The organism is Methylopila sp. 73B (assembly GCF_000526315.1).
Classification (GTDB): Bacteria; Pseudomonadota; Alphaproteobacteria; order Rhizobiales; family Methylopilaceae; genus Methylopila.
The window spans coordinates 934,512-951,351 of the sequence record NZ_JAFV01000001.1; the positions used below are offsets into that span (position 1 = coordinate 934,512).

The window sequence follows — 16,840 nt, forward strand, 5'->3', positions numbered from 1 at the left end:
GCGGGTTGCCTTCTTAGGCGACGTCCCGATCGGCGCCGAGGCGGCCAGACTCAAACAGAAGCTCGGCGTGGGCGGCCTCGGGGCTGTCGAGCTCCTCGGGCGTCGCGTCCGGCAGGAAGGCCGTCCCGTCCATCTCGCCCAGGTCCACGGCCTGAGCGCTGCCCTCGACGGTGATAATCTTGCCGTCATGACGGACGACATACCCGGCCGGATCCTTCTCCAGGATGGCCGGCTTGTCGTCGATATAGGTCAGGGCGCGGTCGATGCGCGGCTTGCCGTTAGACGGCTCCTCGGCGCGGATCTCGCCCTTGAGCTTGCCGTTCGCGACGTCGCGCCAAATCTCCTCAAAACGTTCGATCGTGATGCTGGTCGTCATTGTTGAGCTAGTCCTTGCTGATGGCCCTGCGCGACGGGGCCGGTGATGGCGCGGGTGCGTGTTGACGGGCGTCGTGAAGGGGCGGCCCGGTCGCCCTGGAGAGCCCACTAGGCGGCCCGCGCGAGCTCGATGCGCCGGTCCCGGTCATGATCCTCAATGACGGCCTGGGCCATCCTGAACGCCATGGCGCCGGCCGCGTCCGCGAGTGCGATGCTGATGCGGTCCAGGTCCGCGCCGCCGGTGAGCGGGTCGGGCTCGGCGACGGCCGCGTCCAGCGCGTCGAGAACCTCATGGTGGTCCGGGAGGCCGGCGAGGCGAAGGACTGCGGCGCGGGCGTCGCGGGAGCCGGTGCCGGCGATGGCGGCGACCAAGCAGGCGTGACGGTCGTCGGCGAGATAGGTGAATGACATGAGGGGCGGCCCTGGTTCGGTGTTGACCAAGGGTTTGTGAGTCCGCCGACTCCGGTCGTCAAGCAGAAATGCGCCGTGCCAGCCAAATAGATTGAAGCATCAATCAACTTTGATGGATGAGATGCCGCAACAGAGACTGACAATAATGTAAACTCGTCACGGAAAGCGGCATAGATTGCTTCGGATCGGCGCCGGACGTTGTTCGTAATCTTCAGCGCAGGGCCTGCGTAGCGCGAGGCAAGCCTGGAGGCGCCCAGGATGGCCCGGACGCCGGGCCGGCTCCAGAACGCGGCCTTCAGCATGTAGCTGGCCCAGCCGGCGTCGGGATTGGCGACCGCGCGAACCTGCCGAGCCGGCGCGTGGTAGTCGGCGCCCGCGGCAATCCTAAGGGAGGCCTTCATGGCGTCGAGCTCGTCGGCCGCGACCTGGACGACGCCATGGAGATGCAGCCGGCGATCATCGTGGACGTCGCGGCCGACGCGATCCTCCAGCACCAGCATGAAGCCGACGTCGGAACCAAGGACGCGGGCGACCCGCCGGCTGATCCAGTCCAGGGGCTTGGCCTGGGCGAGCGCCTGGGCCTCGACGGCGGCGCCGAGGTTCACGGTGACGGCGTAGCAGGGGCCGGCTTCCACGATGGCGTAGAAAGCAGCGTCGGCCTTCATGGGCTCGCTGAGGTCGCGCCACGCCGCCGGGCGCCGGTGCTTGGTCGGGAAGGAAGCGAAGGACGTGAACCACGGCCGGAAGCTGGCGCGGGTCGTCCGGGTGGTCTTCTCGTCGATCTCTGGGAGAGGTGTGTCCAGGTCGATGAGGGAAAGGGTGTCCTCCCTCTTATAGACTGGACGACCCGGCTGGAGGGCCTGGAGGCGATCCTGGGCGAACCTATGAAAGGCTTGGGCGAACGGGGCGTCCCGCATGGCCGAGACCGGGCGGGCTCGATTTACGGATCGGTCAACTTCGGATGCAGTGACGACCTTGCTGTCGACCTCGTCGAGGAGAGCGTTCAGGTCAACCTCAGGCTCCGGCTGAGCGTCCGCCACGAGGCGCGCGAGCACGGCCGCGGCCTGGGGCGACGAAAGGCGCGTCGGGTCGAGGCGCGCGAGGTCGGCATTGATCTTGTCGAGGATTGCCCTCGACGATCGGTAGGAAGACACACAGAGCCCTTTCAAGGCGCAAGAGATCGCGCCGGCCGAATGGCCGAACGCTGGCGTCTGGGGTGACGGAGCCCGCGCTGTGTTCGCGCGGTGCCCCGTCTGTCGCTCTCTGTGTGTTCTGAAATTATGCCACGGGCCGGCGGGCATCGCCAACGTAAATCGGGCGTCGTGGCAGGTTTTTCTTTTCGTTTTTAGGTGTTTACGCCCGTCATCAGCGTCCGCGGTTGAGCACGTTTCCGGGCCGGAGAGCAGCCTGAATTTCTCGTGCCGCCACGCCGCGCATGGTGTTCTCCATCTCGCGACTGATCTTCTTGGCGAGGTCGTCGTTCTGCTCCGGCGTGCCGGCCGAGCCGTTGACCGTGATTGGCGCCGAGATGCTGACCGTCTGGTTGCTCGTGCTGCCGCCCAGGGCCTCGGTGGCGGTCTGGAGCGCCGGCGGCACAAGCGCCGGGAGCGCGAGTCCGACGACGCCGCCCTGGTCGTAGCCGCGCTTGCCGCGCCGCATGGCCTCGACGGCCTCCACGCCGCCGTTGCGGGTGATGTCGGCCTGGGAAAACACGACCTCGCCGCGATGAACAACTCCGGCCGGCTCGTTCACGCCGCCGGCGCCGGTGTAGCCGCCGCCTGCGAAGCCGAGGAGTCCGGAAAGGCCCATGAAGAACCCGCCGCCGCCTCCAGCGCCGCCCATGCCTCCGAAAGCGCTGGCCCAAAGCTGGTTGATGACCATGTCGAGGAGCTTGTCGGCGATCTTGCCCAAGGCGTTCGAGAACGCCTCGCCGGCGCTGGCGCCCTGGAGGAGGTCCGAGACCATCCCCTTCGTCGCGTCGCGGCCGAGGTCGCTCAAGTCCTGGGCTGCCTGGGCAGTGCGGTCCGTCTGGTCCTTGGCGCGCTGGACGGTCTTCTCGGCCTGCACGCGGCGCTGGGCCGCCGCCACCTCAGCCGCGGCCTGGGCCTCGATGGCGGCGATGCGGGCCGGCGTCGCCTCGATGTCCTGATCCGCGAGCTTGCGGAGCTCCTCGCGGACGATGCGCGCCTGTTCGGCGGCGACGTCGAAGGCCTCCAGGCTGGACCGCGCGGCGTCGGTAACCTGGGCCTGCCGTTCGAGGGCCGCAGTCTCGGCGTTGATGTCCTCGACGCGGCGCGCGCCGTCGCGGCCCAGGTTGCGGTCGAAGTCGACGGCGGTGTCCCGCTGCTTGGCCTGGGGCGTCGCGGCGCCGGCGAAGGCGTCTGCCTCGGCGTTGCGCCGGCTCCGGTTCACGCCGGCATTATCGCCCGCGAGGCCGCGGATCGCCTTCTCGACGTCGGCGGTGGTGCCGCCGCTGCGGATGACGGCGGCGATGCGCTCGGGGAGCGAGCCGTAGTTGTAGGCGATCGAAGTGAGCGCGGCCTGCTGTTGCTCGCCCATGGCGGCCCAGCGATCCGCGCCGATGCTCTTGACGACGCCTTCCTGGAACTCGCCGATCCGGCGCTTCAGGTCGCGCGCGGCGTCGGCCATCGTGACGACGGTCTCGGCGGTGACGCGAGCGACCTTGCCATCCTCGCCCGTGGTCGTGTCGCTTCCGTAGCCGGTCCGCAGCGCGTTGACGTCCCAATAGGGCTTGGCGCGGAAGTCCTCGAACTTCGCGATCATGTCGAAGGCGTTGCCGGCGCCGCTGGCGTCGAACGTCTTCTCGGACGCCTTGCTCTCGTCCTGCGTCGCGACGATCTGCCGAGCGACCTCGCGCATGGACTCGCGGACGGCGTCGGTGATCTTCACCCCGTTCGCCTGGAGGCCCTTCACGAGCTCGGACGTCTGGGCGTCGAGCCGCTTCTGATCGTCGGTCTTGCTGGCGTCGGCCATCGCCTGGGCGCCGGCTACGCCCGCAGAGGGAACGGTCCCGGCGGCGGTCATGCCGCGATCCAGGGTCGACGGGCCGCGCGGGGCGTCGGCGGACGTGGCGGACTTCGCCAGGGCCTTGTCCTGGGCCTCGCGGGTCTTCAGGGCCGCCGTGTATTCGGCCGCCGCCGCCTGGGCGTCGGCGAAGGCGGACGTCGCCTTGGGGAAGCGCTCGGCCAGCTTGTCGAGCTCGGCCCGGTAGGTCTCCAGGTCGATCTTGCCGTCCGTGAAGGACGCCGTGATCCTCCGGTATTCGTCGAGCGCCGGGTTCACGATCTTCCCGCGGCCCACCTGGGCCGTCTGCGGGAGCGGCATGTCGCGGAGCTCGCGATATTTGCCGGAGATCAGGGCCGAGGTGTCGGCGATCTTCACCTTGATCTCGGCGCCGGTGAGCTTCGCGAGCTCGTCGGCGACGCGCTTCACCTGATCCGCCGTCGAGTCCGCAGAGAGACCGAGCGCCTTCATGTTATCGCTGGCGCGCATGGCGGCCTCGGCCGCGCCATTGGTGCGGGTCGCGAAGTAAAGAGCCGCCGCAGCGCCAGCGCCGAGGAGCGCGCCAATCGGGCCGGCCGCAGCGCCGAGGCCCGCGAGGGCGCCAGTGAGGCCGGTGAGGGTCGCCGCGCCGCGAAGCGCCACGAGGGCCGCGATGGTGCTGCGGATGGCCACGCCGGCGTTGCCGAGGGCCAGAATCATGCCGCCGATCGCGCGGCCGACGAGGGCCGCGGCGAGGACGCCGGCGACCTTCAGGGCGACGTCTGCGGTGGCGTCGAAGTTGTCGGCCAGGGCGTTGAGGCCAGCCTTCAAGCGGCCGGTCGCGCCCAGGGACTCGTCGGACTGGCCGACGTAGCGCGTGAGCGCGTTCGTGACGCGGGTTGCGGAACCCTCCAGCGTCGGGAGCGCCGCCGCCGCCATCTTCTCGACGACGGGGAGCCCCTTGAGGAAGCCGTCGAAGAATTGGCGGTTCGAGATTGCGCCGTCGTTCACGAGGGTCTTGAGCTTGGAGACCGAGCCGCCCGCGGCGTCGATCCCGGCCGCGACCGCCATCAGGATCGGGCGTGCGCCCTCATTGATGCTGTTGAATTCCTCGGCCTGGACACGAGCCGAGCCGAGAAGCTGGCCGAGCTGCTGAAGCGCGCCGGACGCGGCGCCCGATGAGGTGCCGGCGGCCTTCAGTGCGGTCGCGACGCCACCGGAGAACTTGATGAGGTCGCGTTCGGAGGCGCCGAGCTCGGCGGACGCCTGGGCCGCCTTGCCGTAGAGGTCCGTCAACGCGCCGATCGGGGCGCTGTTCGCCTGGGCGGCGTTGAACAGGCTGTCGAGCACGCGCTGGAGGTTCGCGCCCTCCAGGCCCGCGACCGAGAGGCTGTTCTTGGCCTTGGTCCAATCGTCGGCGAGCTTCGCGCCCTCGGACGCCAGCGCCGCCGCAGAGAAGCCGCCCAGGGTCACGCCGAGGGTGATCGGCTTCATGCCAAGGCCGATGCGTGAGAGGTTCGCGTTCGCCTTCGCCGCCATGGCCGAAGTGTCGCCCTCGATGCGGCGCCGGGCGTTCGCCATGCGGTTCTCGATGCCGCCGGCCTGCCGCTGGATCGTGGCGTTGGCCTTCGCGAGGCCCTTCTCCAGCTTGTCGGTGCGCGCCTCCAGGGAGGCGACGAGGACGCGAGGTCCCTTGTTCGAGGTCATGCTCATGCTGCGAAGTCCCACTCGTGATGAAGCACGAGCGGGCCGTCCGGGCGCTTGGTCTCGTCTTCGTAAATGCTCTTGCCGTCTTCGCCGTTCGCGCAGCGGTGGACGGCCATCGTCATGGCGACGGCTCCATCAATGCAGGCGTGGCGGGATGGCTTGCGGAACCGGACCATGTGGCCCAGCGGGTTGGTCTCGACCTCGATGTTGCCGAGGTTCCAGTCGAGGATCGGGTGGCCGGGATGCCGGAGCTTGCGGCCATTGATGAGGCGCTCGGCCGTGGCAATCGCCGGCATCATGGTGAGCGCGCCCTGTCGGAACGCGATCACCGGGAGGCCTTCGTCTGAAAGCCGGCCCATGAGGCCGTGCGAGAGCGCGGGATCGAACGCGATCTCGGCGACGTCATAGCGGTCGCAAAGGTTGCGGATCGCCGCCTCGATCACGTTGAGGTCGACGACCTCGCCCGGTGTCGGGGTCAGAAGGTTTTCGGCGGCCCAACGGACGTAAGGGACGCCCGAAACCTCCTCCCGACGCCCCAGAGCTTCTGCGGGGCAGAAGAAAAATGGCCGTACATACACTCCCCCTTCAACTTCAGGATCACGCCACGCCATGACGATGGACGTGAGGTCGCCAGAAGCCGAGAGGTCGACGCCAAGCCAGACGGGGCCGGCCGGCTCGCCGAGGTTGTCGTTCGCGGCTGCGTTCCACGTCGCCATTTCGACGAAGGGCGACGTGGCGCGGTCCAGCCAGATGTTGAGACGGTCGTTCTGAAAGCGGATGCGGCAATCCGGGCGGGTCTCGGCTTCGCGCGCCTCCTGCCGCATGGCCTCCAGGTTTGGATAAGGCGGCGTGCAGGCAAGGCCTGGATTGACGACGTGCCAAACCCGTTCGTCGCGCCAATCATCGCCGGGAAGCGTTTCGAAAATGACCGGGAGTGACCGGGGCTCGCTATCAGGGTCGTCCGTGATCCTGCGCGCGGCGCTGAAGATGTCGTGCGCGAGATTGCCCTCGCCGGTGCCGGCTTGACTAATGACGACGCCGAGCGTCTCGGAGGTCTTGCCGAGGCCCGTGACGAGCGTGTCGTAAAGCCGCCGGTCGCGCCATGCGTGGACTTCGTCGAATAAGACGAACTTGCTCGTCAGGCCATTGGCGGTCGCGGCGTCGGCGCTGATCGCCTCAAGCGTCGCTTGGCTCTTCCGGTGCGTGATCTTGTTCTGGCTATCCCGGACCTTCACGTGCTTATCGAGGCGGCGGTCGGCCATGACGAAGCCCTGGGCCTCGCGAAAGGGGATCTTCGACTGCTTTCGATTACAGGCCGCGAGATGCACTTGGCCGAAGGGGATACGCTCCGGCCCGATGGTGTGCAGCATCGCGAGTCCGGCGCCGAGGCCGGTCTTTCGCGCGCCGCGCGGGATCATGGCGTAGACGCGCGTATATTTGCGCGTTCCGTCGTGCCAGCGCGGCCCGTAGATCATGCGGACAAGCCGCTCCTGCCAGGGATCAAGCTGGAACGGCTTGCCAGTGCCAGCGTGCGTTAGGGCGCGCAGGAACCGGACGGCGCGCTCGCCGTGGCCGAGCGGGTCGTCGATCGGGGAGCCGTCGAACAGCCATTCGGGACGCCGCGCCATTAGAGAATGCCCAGGTCTGCAAGGTCGGCGTCATTTTCGCCGCCCGACGCGACGAAGCGCGAGCCGGCGGCGGGGCTGGCGTAGAGCTCGGCGGCGTAGCGAAGCGCGGTCTTGCTCGCGGCGTCCTGGAGCCGCACGAGCCGCGACACGTCGCCGGCCGCCGCTGCGGTCGCCTGGATCGCGCGCTCGAACTCGCGCACGCGGCCGAGGTGGACGACGTAGTTCTCCAGCAACGGAAGATGCACGGGCGCAAAGGATCCGGACGCGATGACGTGCGGGGCGACGCGCTTCCACTCGGCACGCGCCTCCGGGGTCAGGTGTGCGGGAGCCTTTGGGGTGCGGATAATCGCGCCCTTCGCGGCCCTAGGCGTCGGCTTGCGTCCGGCCCGGTGACGGCTAGGCATCGGGGGCCTTCGTGGTGGCACGGATTTCGAGGCCGCGGCGCCGGCCGATCTCGACCACGCCGAGGATGCCGTAGCTGCGGCCGGCGTGGCGGACGCGGTCGGTCTGGCGCACGCCCTCAGTCCAGCGGATGCGGAACAGGATGGTCTCGGCGGCGGCCGTGCCGGCGCCGGTGAGGAACTCGTCGGCGTCGGCCGTGACGACCTGGGCGCGCATGGTGGCGACCGTCGCCCAGGCGTCGGTCGGGACGCCCATGTCGTCGATCGACGCGACGCCGGCGCGCTCGATGGTGATCTGGTGGTCCAGCTTTCCCGCCCTCATGCGCGCGGCTCCTCGACCAGGACGCCCAGATAAAGGGTGGCGTGGCCGCGCTCGCCGTCGGGGTCGCGGCTGAAAACGACGCGCTCGACTTCCTGGTCCAGGACGCGAAGGCCGTCGCCGAGCACCAGCGGGGCGCGCAGCGCGGCGTCCACGTCGCCGGCGATGAGCTTGGCGTTGGCGGTTCCGCCGGTCTTGGTCCAGACGTCCAGCTTCATCAGCACGCGGACGTGCTGGCGGGCGAGCGTCATGTTCTCGCGCAGCGCCGTGCCTTCGCCGATCTGGACGCAAGGGAACGTCTCAGGCCGTGCGTGGGCGTCCACGATCTGCGCGGCCGGGACTGCCGCGACGACCGCGGCCGTGGCGATGAGGCGGGCGCGGAGGGCGCGCTGGAGGGCGACGGGGGCGAACGTCATCCCGCGAAGTCCTTCAAGGCCCGGTTCATGGCGCGGTGGATCTGGCCTTCGCGGCGCTTGCGGAGGAGACGGAACGCCGGCCAGAAAAACGGCTCGGCGTCCGCGGTCGGGGTGCCGAACTCGACAAAGGTCGGGTAGTCGACGGCCGCGCCGCCGGCGACGACCGTGCGAGAGAGCTCGTCGGGGCCGGCCTCGACGCGGATGCTGGTCTCCAGGTCTCCAGTCTCGCCCTCGGGGGCGAGCGCCTTGGCGCCGGACGCCATCTCGTCGGCCGCCTTGTCGAGCGCCTTCGCGACCTCGGCCTTTACCTGGGCCGGAATGGTCTTAAGGAGGTCGCGGCGGATGGCGTCGAGCGCCGCCTTGTTCGAGCTCACGCGGCCGTCTCCGGCCAGCGGTGCGGCGCGATCAACTGCCAGAAGCCCAACGGAAGCTGGCGAAGGTCGACGCCGGCGACGGTGTCCTCACGGTGCTCATAGAACGACCCGACAAGAAGCCGGACGGCCTGCTTGATGCTGGCCGGTGATGCAGCCGTGATAGGCCCGACAAACTGCGACGTGAACTCCTCGGCGGCCTCGATGTAGTCGCCCAGGATCTCGTCGTCGGACGTGCCGGTGATGTTGAGGTGCGCCTTCACATTGGCGACGGTGATGGCGCTCACTGAAAAAATCCCAATTCGGCGGAAGTTTGCGCGGCGGGGAGCGCGCCGGTCCCGGCGATGACGGCCTGGGCGCGACCCACCCCCCGGTCCCTTTGACGCGGAAGCTCGGCCTGCGATGCGATCGCGCGAGCCATGGGCCATCCCTGCTGAAGGCGGGCGCGGAAGGTGTGATAGGGGACGCCTGCTTGCGCGGCCCACTCGCGAACGGTGAGTGACTTGCCTGCGAAATCGATGCGCTTGCCTACCGGCGTCGAAACCGCACGGTATGCGTCCCAGCCGTTGCGAAGACGCATGACGATTGTTTGTCGCGCGATACCGCTGCGGATCGACCACTCGTCCAACGTGAGCCTGATACCCATCGTCTCCACGTAGGTGGGCGGCCGGTAGTTCGGGCGCCGTCGAATGATCGTCCGGCGGTTCGGAAGGGTCGGCTTGGTGGGCTTGGTATCCAAGTTGCCGACGCGAGGGGCGAGAAGACGTGTGACATTACGGCGGACGCGGTCCGGCTCCATGCCGGCCCTGATGCATGCCTCGTCGAAGCCTTCACCATCGAACAGGAAGCGACGGGAACGAGCCCGATCTGCCGCCGGGATAGTGCGGTCGGTCGCCTTCAGAAGCATGGTCCAAAGACGGTCGGTAAAGGCGCGGCGGAACCCATAGGCGGAGGTCATGATGCGAGGCCGAAATCCTGCTCGATGGTGAGCGTGATGGTCTGGCGGTCGGCCTCGTCGAACGTGCGCTTCCACTTCTTGCAGGTGACGCGGATCGGGGTGGCTTCGCCGGGCGGGGTGTAGAGGAAGGCTTCCACGCCGCCGCGGGCTTGAAGGAAGGTGCGGATGGCGGCGGACTCGGCGGCTGTGAGGAGCTCGAACTTGAGCTCCCAGCTTTCGCGGATGTGGTTCAGGCCGGCTGCGCTGCGCTGCGTATAGCCGTCGCCGAACTCGGCCTCGAACAGCTTGATCTTCGGCTCGGCGGACGCTCCGACGCTGGGCGCCTTGGGCGGGGTGAACGTGGCGAGCGCCATCAGGCGAGCTCCTCGCGGATGCGGGCGCGGTGTTCCTCGCGCTGCTTGTGGCCGTCGTGACAGGGCTTGCAGAGGGACTGCCAGTTGCTCCGGTTCCAAAAGCGCCAGCGGTTGCCCTTGTGAGGGATGACGTGGTCGACGACGGACGCGAGAGCGCCGCAGCGCCGACACGTCGGGTTGACCTGGAGGAACAGGTCGCGCTCGCGCTGCCACTCGGCGGTGTAGCCGCGGGCGCGGGCCGAGGGCCGGTTCTGGTCGTGGCGGGCCTTGCGGGCGCGATCGGTGAGGATCTGGCACGCGCAACGGGAGCCGGACGGAACGACGGCGCCGCAGTGACAGAAGCGGGCGGGACGGCGGGGCATCATTCAGCCCCGTCGAAAGAGGACGCGACCTTGCAGCCTTGAACCCATGAGAAACGCCGCTGAGGCGCATGGAGCCGGGCAGGCTGCTTTTCGTTGTTCGGCCGGTCGCGAGCCGTCAGAAAGGGGCTCCAATTCGAGAAAGGGGTGCGCATCAGGCGGCCTCGACGCGGGTCGTCCATCGGCTCGCGAGGTCGCGCCACTTGTCGTCCAGGGACCGGGTGTCGGGCTTCTTCGGGGCGCCGCCGCGCTGTGCGTTGGTCCAGGCGACAAGGCCACGCCGGGCCGCCATGATCTCGGCGGGTGTGGCGTTCCAGGCGGTGTCGGGGCTCCAGCCGAGCCACCCTGTTGCGACCTCGAAGAGGTCGACGAGGTGCGCGGCGAAGCCGTCGCGCCGAGTACCGCTACGCGGGTCGCCTTCGGCGTCTGTTTGATCGTTTTGTTCGGCGGTGATGTCGACGCCGGCTAAGGCGTAGACGTGCGCCACAAGCGCGGGAATGAGGTGATCGACGCCCGCATAAAGACCATGCGGGGCGCCGAGGCTTTCGATGAAGGACGGGACGTCCGACCATGTCGACGAGTGCTCGCGCAGCACGTCGGCGATGGCGAAGAGGTCGCCGTCCTGGATCTTGGAAACGAGAACGGCGAGGCCCTCGTGACGGCGCTCAAGGCGGAGGGCAGCACGAAGGGTCGGCCGGAGCGTGATGCGCTCCAATCCGATCTTGATGGTGATCTCCTCCGCCGCGAGCTTCATGGTCAGGTGGCCGAAGGCGCGACTTCGATGATGTCGCCCACGATCTCGCAGGTGAACGTCTGCTCGACCATCGAGTCCTGCTCGCCCGTCTTCACGGGCGCGGCGTAGACCGACACGGGAAGATAAAAAAGCGTGCCGGTCGGGCTCGCGCCGGTGGCCGGCTTGTCGCCGAGCTCGAGCTTAAGAAAGACCGGGACGTCGGACTTGGCCGCTGTGCGGAGCGCGATCTGGCCGGCGTCGACGGTGTCGCGAACGCAAGTCACCTCGAAGGGGCCGGCGTCAACCGAGCCCTTGAACTTCTGCACGCGGCGCGTGCCGAGAACCTTGGCCTCGATCTTGTTGTAGGTGTCGCCGAAGTCGCCGATGTTCGAGACGCCGCCGACCGCGGACCACGACAGGGCCTTATAGGCGACCGCCGTTGCGGGGAGGGTGGCGGAGGTCGCGACCGAGAGGACGGTCAGCGTATTCTGAATGCTAGCCATGTTCTGAGCGCCTCCTTACGACGCCTTGAGCTTGATCTTGATGAGGGGCTCGGCGAGCGTGATCCGGCCGCCGACGCGCCGACGCGCGAGGAGGTTGATGATCCCGTTCTTCCAGCCGGTGAGGCGGTCGTATTCGGCCTCGAACCCGACGCGATCGAGGATCGTGTAGGAGCTCGCAAAGTCGCCGAAGATGATCGGCGAAGCGCCGGCGGTCGGGTTCGGCATATCGACCGCTTCCAGGACCGGGCGGCCGAGGATGGTCGACGGCTGGCCGCCGGCGAGGTTGCCGTTCTGCCAAATCAGGTTGCCGTCGCCGTCGCGAAGCTTGCGGACGACCGCCATCGTGGCCCGGTTCATGAGCCAATGGCCGCGCGCCGCGTAGGCGCTCGGGATGCTGTAGAACGCATCAATGAGGTCGTCGGTCGCCAACGTGGTCGCGGCGGTCGTGCGCGTGGCGACGTCGGCGGAGGTCATGACGCCTTCGGCCTGAGTGGTGCCGTTGCCGTTGACGAACCACGAGGCTTCGAGCTTGCCGAACTGCGTCGCGACGTGATTGCCCAGCCAGGACGCGAGGTCGAACGCGGCGTCCTCATACATGACGCGCGAGACCGGCACGATCACGGCCATCTCGAACGGCTTGGCGTCGATGAGCTCGAACGTTGGTTCGGACTCGGCGGCGGCGCCGAGCTCGGTGCGGGAGGCCGGGACGACCTTGCTCACGAGACGGGGGAACTGCACGAGCGGGCCGCTCATGGTGATCGCCGAGGCGATGGAGCGGATCGGCGAGAACTCGGTGATCTTTTCGATCACGGTCGCGCTGAACGTCGGGGGCGCCAGAACGCCGCCGGTGCTCGGAGCGCCGACAGCGAGGGTCTTAAGTTCGGTCGCGTCGCCGGTGTGGAGATAGACGTTGAACGCCTTGGTCTCCAGGGCGGCATCGGACTGTCCGGCGGCCGGAGCGGGGCGGGCGGCCTTCTTCTCCAGGTCGGCGAGACGCGCGGCAAACCCGCCGAGCGACTTCACCTCGTCGGCGACGCCGGCGATCTTGGTTTCCAGCGCCGAGATGTCGGGCGCCGCGTTCTGGTCTTCCACGGTTAGTTCCTTTTGATGCGCCGCGTGATCTGCGGACTTGAGGGACGTCACGCGGGCGCCGGCGTGAGCCGGAAAGGTGACGATTGAGACCTCGGCCAGATTGAGGGCTGAGATGGTCCGGCCGCCGGTTGTGCGACGGGCGAAATTCTTGATGGCGAAGCCGATTGAGACGCCGTTCATCGCGCCGGACTTGATGAGCGCGTGAGCTTCCTTGGCGCGGGCGACGGTCTCGACGAGAAGCCGGCCCTTCACGACGAGGCCCTGGGCGGTCTCGACGACACTTTCCCAGACGCCGATGGGCTCGCGCTGGTCGTGCATCCACAGGATCGGGAGCGGCCCGGCGGCGGTCGCGAACGCGCCCTTGGTGATGATGTCGCCGGTCTGGTCCGGCTCGTCGAAGATCCACGCGGTCGCGGTGATCGCGCCGGTGTCGTCGAGCGTGAACGCGGCCTTGGTCTCAAGCTGCATCGGTCGCGCCCTGGTCCGGCGTGCCGAGCATGGCGGCCATCATGATGTCGCTGGCGAGCGCGTAGAGCTCGCCGAAGGGGATTGCGCCCGCGTAGGCCTCGACGAGCTCTTGGGCGCGCTTCGGGGTCTCGCCGCCTCCGATGAGGCCCAGGCGGACGGTCTCGCGGACTTCGGTCGTGGTGGCGTCGCTGGCGAACATGCGGCGGGCGGTTCCCCACGCGCCGGCCCCGACGAGGCGCTCGAACTCGACGAGGAGCGCCGGGGTCAAGGCGAAGGTGCGCTCGGCGTCGCCGAAGAACGCAGCGTGCGGGCTCACTGGCCGGCCTCCTGCACGCCGGTGGCGCCGTTGGACTGCGTGAAGGGGCTGGCGAGCGTGTCGCCGTCCGGCCGGGCCGGGAGATTTTCGCGGGTGCGCACTTCGTTGGCGGTCATGACGCCCGCGGCGCGGAGGCCCTGGTAGATCTTGGCGCGGGCCTCGCTGTCGCCCTGGAGGAGGCCGTCCAGCACGAAGTCGACGACGTGCGTCCGGCGCTCGTCGGGAGCGAGGAGCACGCGCGCGTAGGCGTCGCGCCACTGGCCAAGCCAATGGGCGAGCGTGAAGATCGCGAACTGTGTGCGGAGCTCCTCGGCGTTCTTGAACGTGGCCGAGGAGAGGTCGCCGAGGAGCGTCGGCGGGCAGTTGAAGGCGCGCGCGATCTCGACGACCTCGAACGAGCGGTTCTCAATGAACTGCTGGTCCGTGGACGTAAGCTCGTGGACGACGGGCTTCATGCCCTCTTCCCAGACGACGAGTCCGCCGCTGTTCTCGCCGCTGTGTTCACCAGCGCGAAAGTTCGCGAGCCGTGCGGCGGCCTTTTCAGAGAGATGCCCAGGTGCGGTGATGGAGGCCGAAGGCCGGAAACCCTTACGAAGCTGGCGACCGAAATGGCGCTCCATCGATAAAGAGATGGCGATGGCTTCGCGGGCCGCTGTGATGGGTGCGAGGCCCTTCACGCCGTCGAGGGACGGTGCGGAGATGCGAAGAACGTCCTGGTGCGCGTAGACGGTCGCGCCGCCCTGGTGGCGATAGCGGTAGGCCGGCGCGCCGGTGTTGAGCGTCAGGATATCGACGGCGCGCGGGTCGAGCCGGATGAGCTCCAGGGGCGAGTCGTCGCCGCGGCGGGTGACGAGCGCGAAGCCGTCGCCGTGAAGGAGTGCGTCGCTGGTGATCTGGCGCCGGAGCTCGCCGGCGGAGGTCCAGTCGTTGGCCTCGTCGTGGGCGAGGCGGTAAGCGTCATGGTCGGGGGCCGGCTGCTTGCCGTCGTCGGCGCGCTCATAGACCTTGACCGGCAGATTTCCAATAGTCGTCGAGATGAGCGTGACCGCGGCCTTGACCGCCGGGACACGCATGGCACTCTCGGGCGTGACGGAAGGTCCGGCTTCAGTAATGGGCGCGGAAAAAAGGTCGGCCCACTGTCCCGCTGCCGCTGCTACGGACGGGACAGGGGCCGACTTGACTTCGGGAGCACGCCCGAAGAACTGAGAAAGACGAATTGAAATCGACAAATCGGGGTTCCGAAAGCTGGATACCCCATTATTTTACTTGACGGGAGGCCGGTGGCCAAACTGCTACCGTCGCACGCTACCTAATATTGCTACCGTTCGCCCCGCAGGCGAAGGTTGCAAATCCAAGAGAATGAAGGGTTTCAGAAGAGTGGCTGGGGGACCTGGATTCGAACCAGGACTGACCGAGTCAGAGTCGGTAGTTCTACCGTTAAACTATCCCCCACCGTGCGGTCCGCCGCCGAGGCGCGGGCGCTGCGAGGCCCCTGGTAGGAGGGCGTCGCCGTGGTGCGCCCCCTTTAGCGGGTTCGGGCGGGGCGGGCAAGGGGTTCGCGCCGGAAAGGACTTCGGCGCGAGAAAGGGCTTCGGCGCGCGACCTGCGCGTCAGTCCGCCGGTCGAAACGAAAAGCCCCGGCGGGCGCGAACGCCGGCCGGGGCTTCGGGGGGCGAGACGCCGTCGGTCGCGCCTCAGGGCGCGCCGATCACCATGTGCGTGAACGGGGGGAGATAGGCCTGGGCCATGATCAGCAGGCCCATCAGGCTCGCCAGCGCCAGCGAGTGCAGGAACACGTAGCGCAGGATGTCGCCCTCGTGGCCGTACCAGCGCGTTGCGGTCGAGGCGACGACGATCGACTGGGCGTCGATCATCTTGCCCATCACGCCGCCCGAGGAGTTCGCGGCGGCCATCAGCGTCGGCGAGAGGCCGAGCTGCTCCGCCGAGATCTTCTGCAGGGACCCGAACAGCACGTTGGAGGAGGTGTCGGAGCCGGTCAGCGCCACGCCCAGCCAGCCCAGGAAGGTGCCGAAGAACGGGTAGAGCCAGCCGGTCTGCGCGAAGGCGAGGCCGAGCGTCGCGTCGACGCCGGAGTAACGGGTGACGAAGCCGAGCGAGAGCATCGCGGCGATGGTCAGCAGCGAGAACCGCACCAGCACCAGCGTCCTCCAGTAGGTCTTCGCCATCGCGAGCGGCGAGAAGCCCATCACGAAGCCGGCGATGATCGACGACAGGAAGATGCCGCTGCCGGTCGCCGACAACCAGTTGAGGTTGTAGACGGCGGCTTCCGGCTTCGGCGCCGGCACGACCGGCGGCACGCGCTGGATCAGCTGGTCGACGTGGGCGACGGGGAATTTCAGGATCGAGATCCCGTCGAGGAACGCCTTCACCTGAGGGACGCCCCAGCAGAACACGACCACGGAGAGGATCAGCCAGGGGATCCACGCCTTGATGACGTCGCCGCGCGGGTGCGCGGGCGCCACATGCGCCCCTCCGGCGCCGCCGCCGTGGCGGCCGATCGAGCCGCCCGCGCCGGCGAGCGCCGGCGCCGCGCCGTCGGCCGAGGTCCAGATCTGCCGCGGCTTCCAGACGCGGAGGAACAGCGTGAGCGCGAGAATCGAGGCGATCGCCGCCACCACGTCCACGAGCCACGGGCCATGGTAGTTCGAGACGAGGTACTGCGGGACGGCGAAGGTCACGCCCGCGATCAGGATCGCCGGCCAGATCTGCGCCATGCCGCGGAAGCCGGCGAAGGCGGCGATCAGCCAGAACGGCACCAGGATCGAGAAGAACGGCAGCTGGCGGCCGATCATCGCCGACAGGTCGAGCAGCGGCAGGCCGGTGACGGCGGCGAGCGCGATCACGGGCGTGCCGAGCGCGCCGAAGGCCACGGGCGCGGTGTTCGCGATCAGCGAGAGCCCGGAGGCCGCGAGCGGCGAGAAGCCGAGGCCGATCAGGATCGCGCCGGTCACCGCGACGGGGGTGCCGAAGCCGGCCGCGCCCTCGAAGAAGGCGCCGAAGGAGAAGGCGATCAGCAGAAGCTGCAGCCGGCGGTCGTCGGTGATGCCCGCAATCGAGTCCTGCAGGATCTTGAAATAGCCTTTCTCGTTCGTGAGTTGGTAGAGAAAGATGATGTTGAGGATGATCCAGCCGATCGGCAGCAGGCCGTAGGCGGCGCCATAGAGCGCCGTCATGCCGGCCTTGTCCGCCGGCATGCCGTGCGCGAACACGGCGATCAGCAGCGCGGCGGCGAGGCCGGCGATCGCGGCGGTGTGGGCCTTCATATGGAAGACGCCGATGCCGGCCAACAGCACGACGATCGGGATGGCGGCGACGATCGTCGAGATGACCGCGTTGCCGAACGGGTCGTAGACTTGAGACCACATAAGCCGTGGCTCCCCCTTAGGTTCGCGGGCGGTCGCGGGCG

The 16,840-nt window shown here is 68.4% G+C and carries 19 protein-coding genes and 1 tRNA gene; 1 reads left to right on the forward strand and 19 read right to left on the reverse strand.

Annotated elements, in window-relative coordinates; genetic code table 11:
- Positions 1 to 13: 13 nt before the first annotated feature.
- Together K244_RS0104505 and K244_RS0104510 are read right to left on the reverse strand one after the other, a co-directional pair.
- A complete protein-coding gene (locus tag K244_RS0104505) occupies positions 14 to 376 on the reverse strand; it encodes a hypothetical protein (RefSeq protein WP_020185057.1) in 363 nt (120 codons plus the stop codon).
- Positions 377 to 483: 107 nt separating this feature from the next.
- Positions 484 to 786: a hypothetical protein gene (locus tag K244_RS0104510; protein ID WP_020185058.1), complete on the reverse strand. Its 303-nt coding sequence runs from the start codon at positions 784 to 786 to the stop codon at positions 484 to 486.
- A gap of 359 nt (positions 787 to 1,145) precedes the next feature.
- Here K244_RS0104510 and K244_RS0104515 point away from each other — a divergent pair, with 359 nt between their 5' ends.
- Positions 1,146 to 2,006: a hypothetical protein gene (locus K244_RS0104515; RefSeq protein WP_020185059.1), complete on the forward strand. Its 861-nt coding sequence runs from the start codon at positions 1,146 to 1,148 to the stop codon at positions 2,004 to 2,006.
- Positions 2,007 to 2,151: 145 nt separating this feature from the next.
- Here K244_RS0104515 and K244_RS23850 read toward each other — a convergent pair whose 3' ends face one another.
- From K244_RS23850 to K244_RS0104600, 17 genes are all read right to left on the reverse strand, one after another.
- Complete coding sequence (locus tag K244_RS23850; protein ID WP_020185060.1) at positions 2,152 to 5,502, reverse strand: tape measure protein; 3,351 nt, start codon at positions 5,500 to 5,502, stop codon at positions 2,152 to 2,154.
- Entirely contained in the window at positions 5,499 to 7,124 is a 1,626-nt protein-coding gene (locus tag K244_RS0104525) for a terminase TerL endonuclease subunit (protein ID WP_020185061.1), read from the reverse strand. The genes K244_RS23850 and K244_RS0104525 overlap by 4 nt, the downstream gene beginning before the upstream one ends.
- Complete coding sequence (locus tag K244_RS24300; protein ID WP_081761423.1) at positions 7,124 to 7,528, reverse strand: P27 family phage terminase small subunit; 405 nt, start codon at positions 7,526 to 7,528, stop codon at positions 7,124 to 7,126. Before K244_RS24300 ends, K244_RS0104525 begins: the two co-directional genes overlap by 1 nt.
- Positions 7,521 to 7,847 (reverse strand): phage head closure protein, encoded by a 327-nt coding sequence (locus K244_RS0104535; RefSeq protein ID WP_020185063.1) that lies wholly within the window; start codon positions 7,845 to 7,847, stop codon positions 7,521 to 7,523. The genes K244_RS24300 and K244_RS0104535 overlap by 8 nt, the downstream gene beginning before the upstream one ends.
- Positions 7,844 to 8,260: a DUF3168 domain-containing protein gene (locus tag K244_RS0104540; protein ID WP_020185064.1), complete on the reverse strand. Its 417-nt coding sequence runs from the start codon at positions 8,258 to 8,260 to the stop codon at positions 7,844 to 7,846. The genes K244_RS0104535 and K244_RS0104540 overlap by 4 nt, the downstream gene beginning before the upstream one ends.
- Positions 8,257 to 8,634: an HK97-gp10 family putative phage morphogenesis protein gene (locus K244_RS0104545; RefSeq protein ID WP_020185065.1), complete on the reverse strand. Its 378-nt coding sequence runs from the start codon at positions 8,632 to 8,634 to the stop codon at positions 8,257 to 8,259. Before K244_RS0104545 ends, K244_RS0104540 begins: the two co-directional genes overlap by 4 nt.
- Positions 8,631 to 8,918, reverse strand: coding sequence for a head-tail connector protein (locus K244_RS0104550; protein WP_020185066.1), 288 nt, complete (start codon positions 8,916 to 8,918; stop codon positions 8,631 to 8,633). Before K244_RS0104550 ends, K244_RS0104545 begins: the two co-directional genes overlap by 4 nt.
- On the reverse strand, positions 8,915 to 9,589 hold the full coding sequence (locus K244_RS23855; protein ID WP_020185067.1) for a hypothetical protein: 675 nt from the start codon (positions 9,587 to 9,589) through the stop codon (positions 8,915 to 8,917). The genes K244_RS0104550 and K244_RS23855 overlap by 4 nt, the downstream gene beginning before the upstream one ends.
- A complete protein-coding gene (locus K244_RS0104560) occupies positions 9,586 to 9,942 on the reverse strand; it encodes a phage tail protein (RefSeq protein WP_020185068.1) in 357 nt (118 codons plus the stop codon). The genes K244_RS23855 and K244_RS0104560 overlap by 4 nt, the downstream gene beginning before the upstream one ends.
- Positions 9,942 to 10,304: an HNH endonuclease signature motif containing protein gene (locus K244_RS0104565; RefSeq protein ID WP_024816306.1), complete on the reverse strand. Its 363-nt coding sequence runs from the start codon at positions 10,302 to 10,304 to the stop codon at positions 9,942 to 9,944. Before K244_RS0104565 ends, K244_RS0104560 begins: the two co-directional genes overlap by 1 nt.
- Positions 10,305 to 10,455: 151 nt before the next feature.
- Complete coding sequence (locus tag K244_RS0104570) at positions 10,456 to 11,055, reverse strand: hypothetical protein (protein WP_024816307.1); 600 nt, start codon at positions 11,053 to 11,055, stop codon at positions 10,456 to 10,458.
- A gap of 2 nt (positions 11,056 to 11,057) precedes the next feature.
- Positions 11,058 to 11,537, reverse strand: coding sequence for a hypothetical protein (locus K244_RS0104575; protein ID WP_020185071.1), 480 nt, complete (start codon positions 11,535 to 11,537; stop codon positions 11,058 to 11,060).
- A gap of 15 nt (positions 11,538 to 11,552) precedes the next feature.
- The gene (locus tag K244_RS0104580) at positions 11,553 to 13,097 is read right to left on the reverse strand and encodes a phage major capsid protein (protein ID WP_020185072.1); all 1,545 of its coding nucleotides are present in this window, start codon (positions 13,095 to 13,097) and stop codon (positions 11,553 to 11,555) included.
- Positions 13,087 to 13,413, reverse strand: a complete 327-nt coding sequence (locus K244_RS0104585) for a gene transfer agent family protein (protein WP_020185073.1) — start codon at positions 13,411 to 13,413, stop codon at positions 13,087 to 13,089. The genes K244_RS0104580 and K244_RS0104585 overlap by 11 nt, the downstream gene beginning before the upstream one ends.
- The gene (locus K244_RS0104590) at positions 13,410 to 14,642 is read right to left on the reverse strand and encodes a phage portal protein (protein ID WP_024816308.1); all 1,233 of its coding nucleotides are present in this window, start codon (positions 14,640 to 14,642) and stop codon (positions 13,410 to 13,412) included. Before K244_RS0104590 ends, K244_RS0104585 begins: the two co-directional genes overlap by 4 nt.
- 149 nt (positions 14,643 to 14,791) lie before the next feature.
- Positions 14,792 to 14,865: transfer RNA gene (locus K244_RS0104595), tRNA-Gln, on the reverse strand.
- A 242-nt stretch (positions 14,866 to 15,107) separates the two neighbouring features.
- On the reverse strand, positions 15,108 to 16,799 hold the full coding sequence (locus K244_RS0104600) for an L-lactate permease (RefSeq protein WP_020185075.1): 1,692 nt from the start codon (positions 16,797 to 16,799) through the stop codon (positions 15,108 to 15,110).
- Between the last annotated feature and the right edge of the window lie 41 nt (positions 16,800 to 16,840).

Coding starts and splice junctions, on each gene's coding strand:
- K244_RS0104570 (WP_024816307.1), bottom strand. CDS start 11,055: ATGAAGCTCGCGGCGGAGGAGATCACCATCAAGATCGGATTGGAGCGC.
- K244_RS0104535 (WP_020185063.1), bottom strand. CDS start 7,847: ATGAGGGCGGGAAAGCTGGACCACCAGATCACCATCGAGCGCGCCGGC.
- K244_RS0104540 (WP_020185064.1), bottom strand. CDS start 8,260: ATGACGTTCGCCCCCGTCGCCCTCCAGCGCGCCCTCCGCGCCCGCCTC.
- K244_RS0104505 (WP_020185057.1), bottom strand. CDS start 376: ATGACGACCAGCATCACGATCGAACGTTTTGAGGAGATTTGGCGCGAC.
- K244_RS23855 (WP_020185067.1), bottom strand. CDS start 9,589: ATGACCTCCGCCTATGGGTTCCGCCGCGCCTTTACCGACCGTCTTTGG.
- K244_RS0104565 (WP_024816306.1), bottom strand. CDS start 10,304: ATGCCCCGCCGTCCCGCCCGCTTCTGTCACTGCGGCGCCGTCGTTCCG.
- K244_RS24300 (WP_081761423.1), bottom strand. CDS start 7,528: ATGCCTAGCCGTCACCGGGCCGGACGCAAGCCGACGCCTAGGGCCGCG.
- K244_RS0104525 (WP_020185061.1), bottom strand. CDS start 7,124: ATGGCGCGGCGTCCCGAATGGCTGTTCGACGGCTCCCCGATCGACGAC.
- K244_RS0104600 (WP_020185075.1), bottom strand. CDS start 16,799: ATGTGGTCTCAAGTCTACGACCCGTTCGGCAACGCGGTCATCTCGACG.
- K244_RS0104575 (WP_020185071.1), bottom strand. CDS start 11,537: ATGGCTAGCATTCAGAATACGCTGACCGTCCTCTCGGTCGCGACCTCC.
- K244_RS0104560 (WP_020185068.1), bottom strand. CDS start 9,942: ATGGCGCTCGCCACGTTCACCCCGCCCAAGGCGCCCAGCGTCGGAGCG.
- K244_RS0104510 (WP_020185058.1), bottom strand. CDS start 786: ATGTCATTCACCTATCTCGCCGACGACCGTCACGCCTGCTTGGTCGCC.
- K244_RS23850 (WP_020185060.1), bottom strand. CDS start 5,502: ATGAGCATGACCTCGAACAAGGGACCTCGCGTCCTCGTCGCCTCCCTG.
- K244_RS0104580 (WP_020185072.1), bottom strand. CDS start 13,097: ATGCAGCTTGAGACCAAGGCCGCGTTCACGCTCGACGACACCGGCGCG.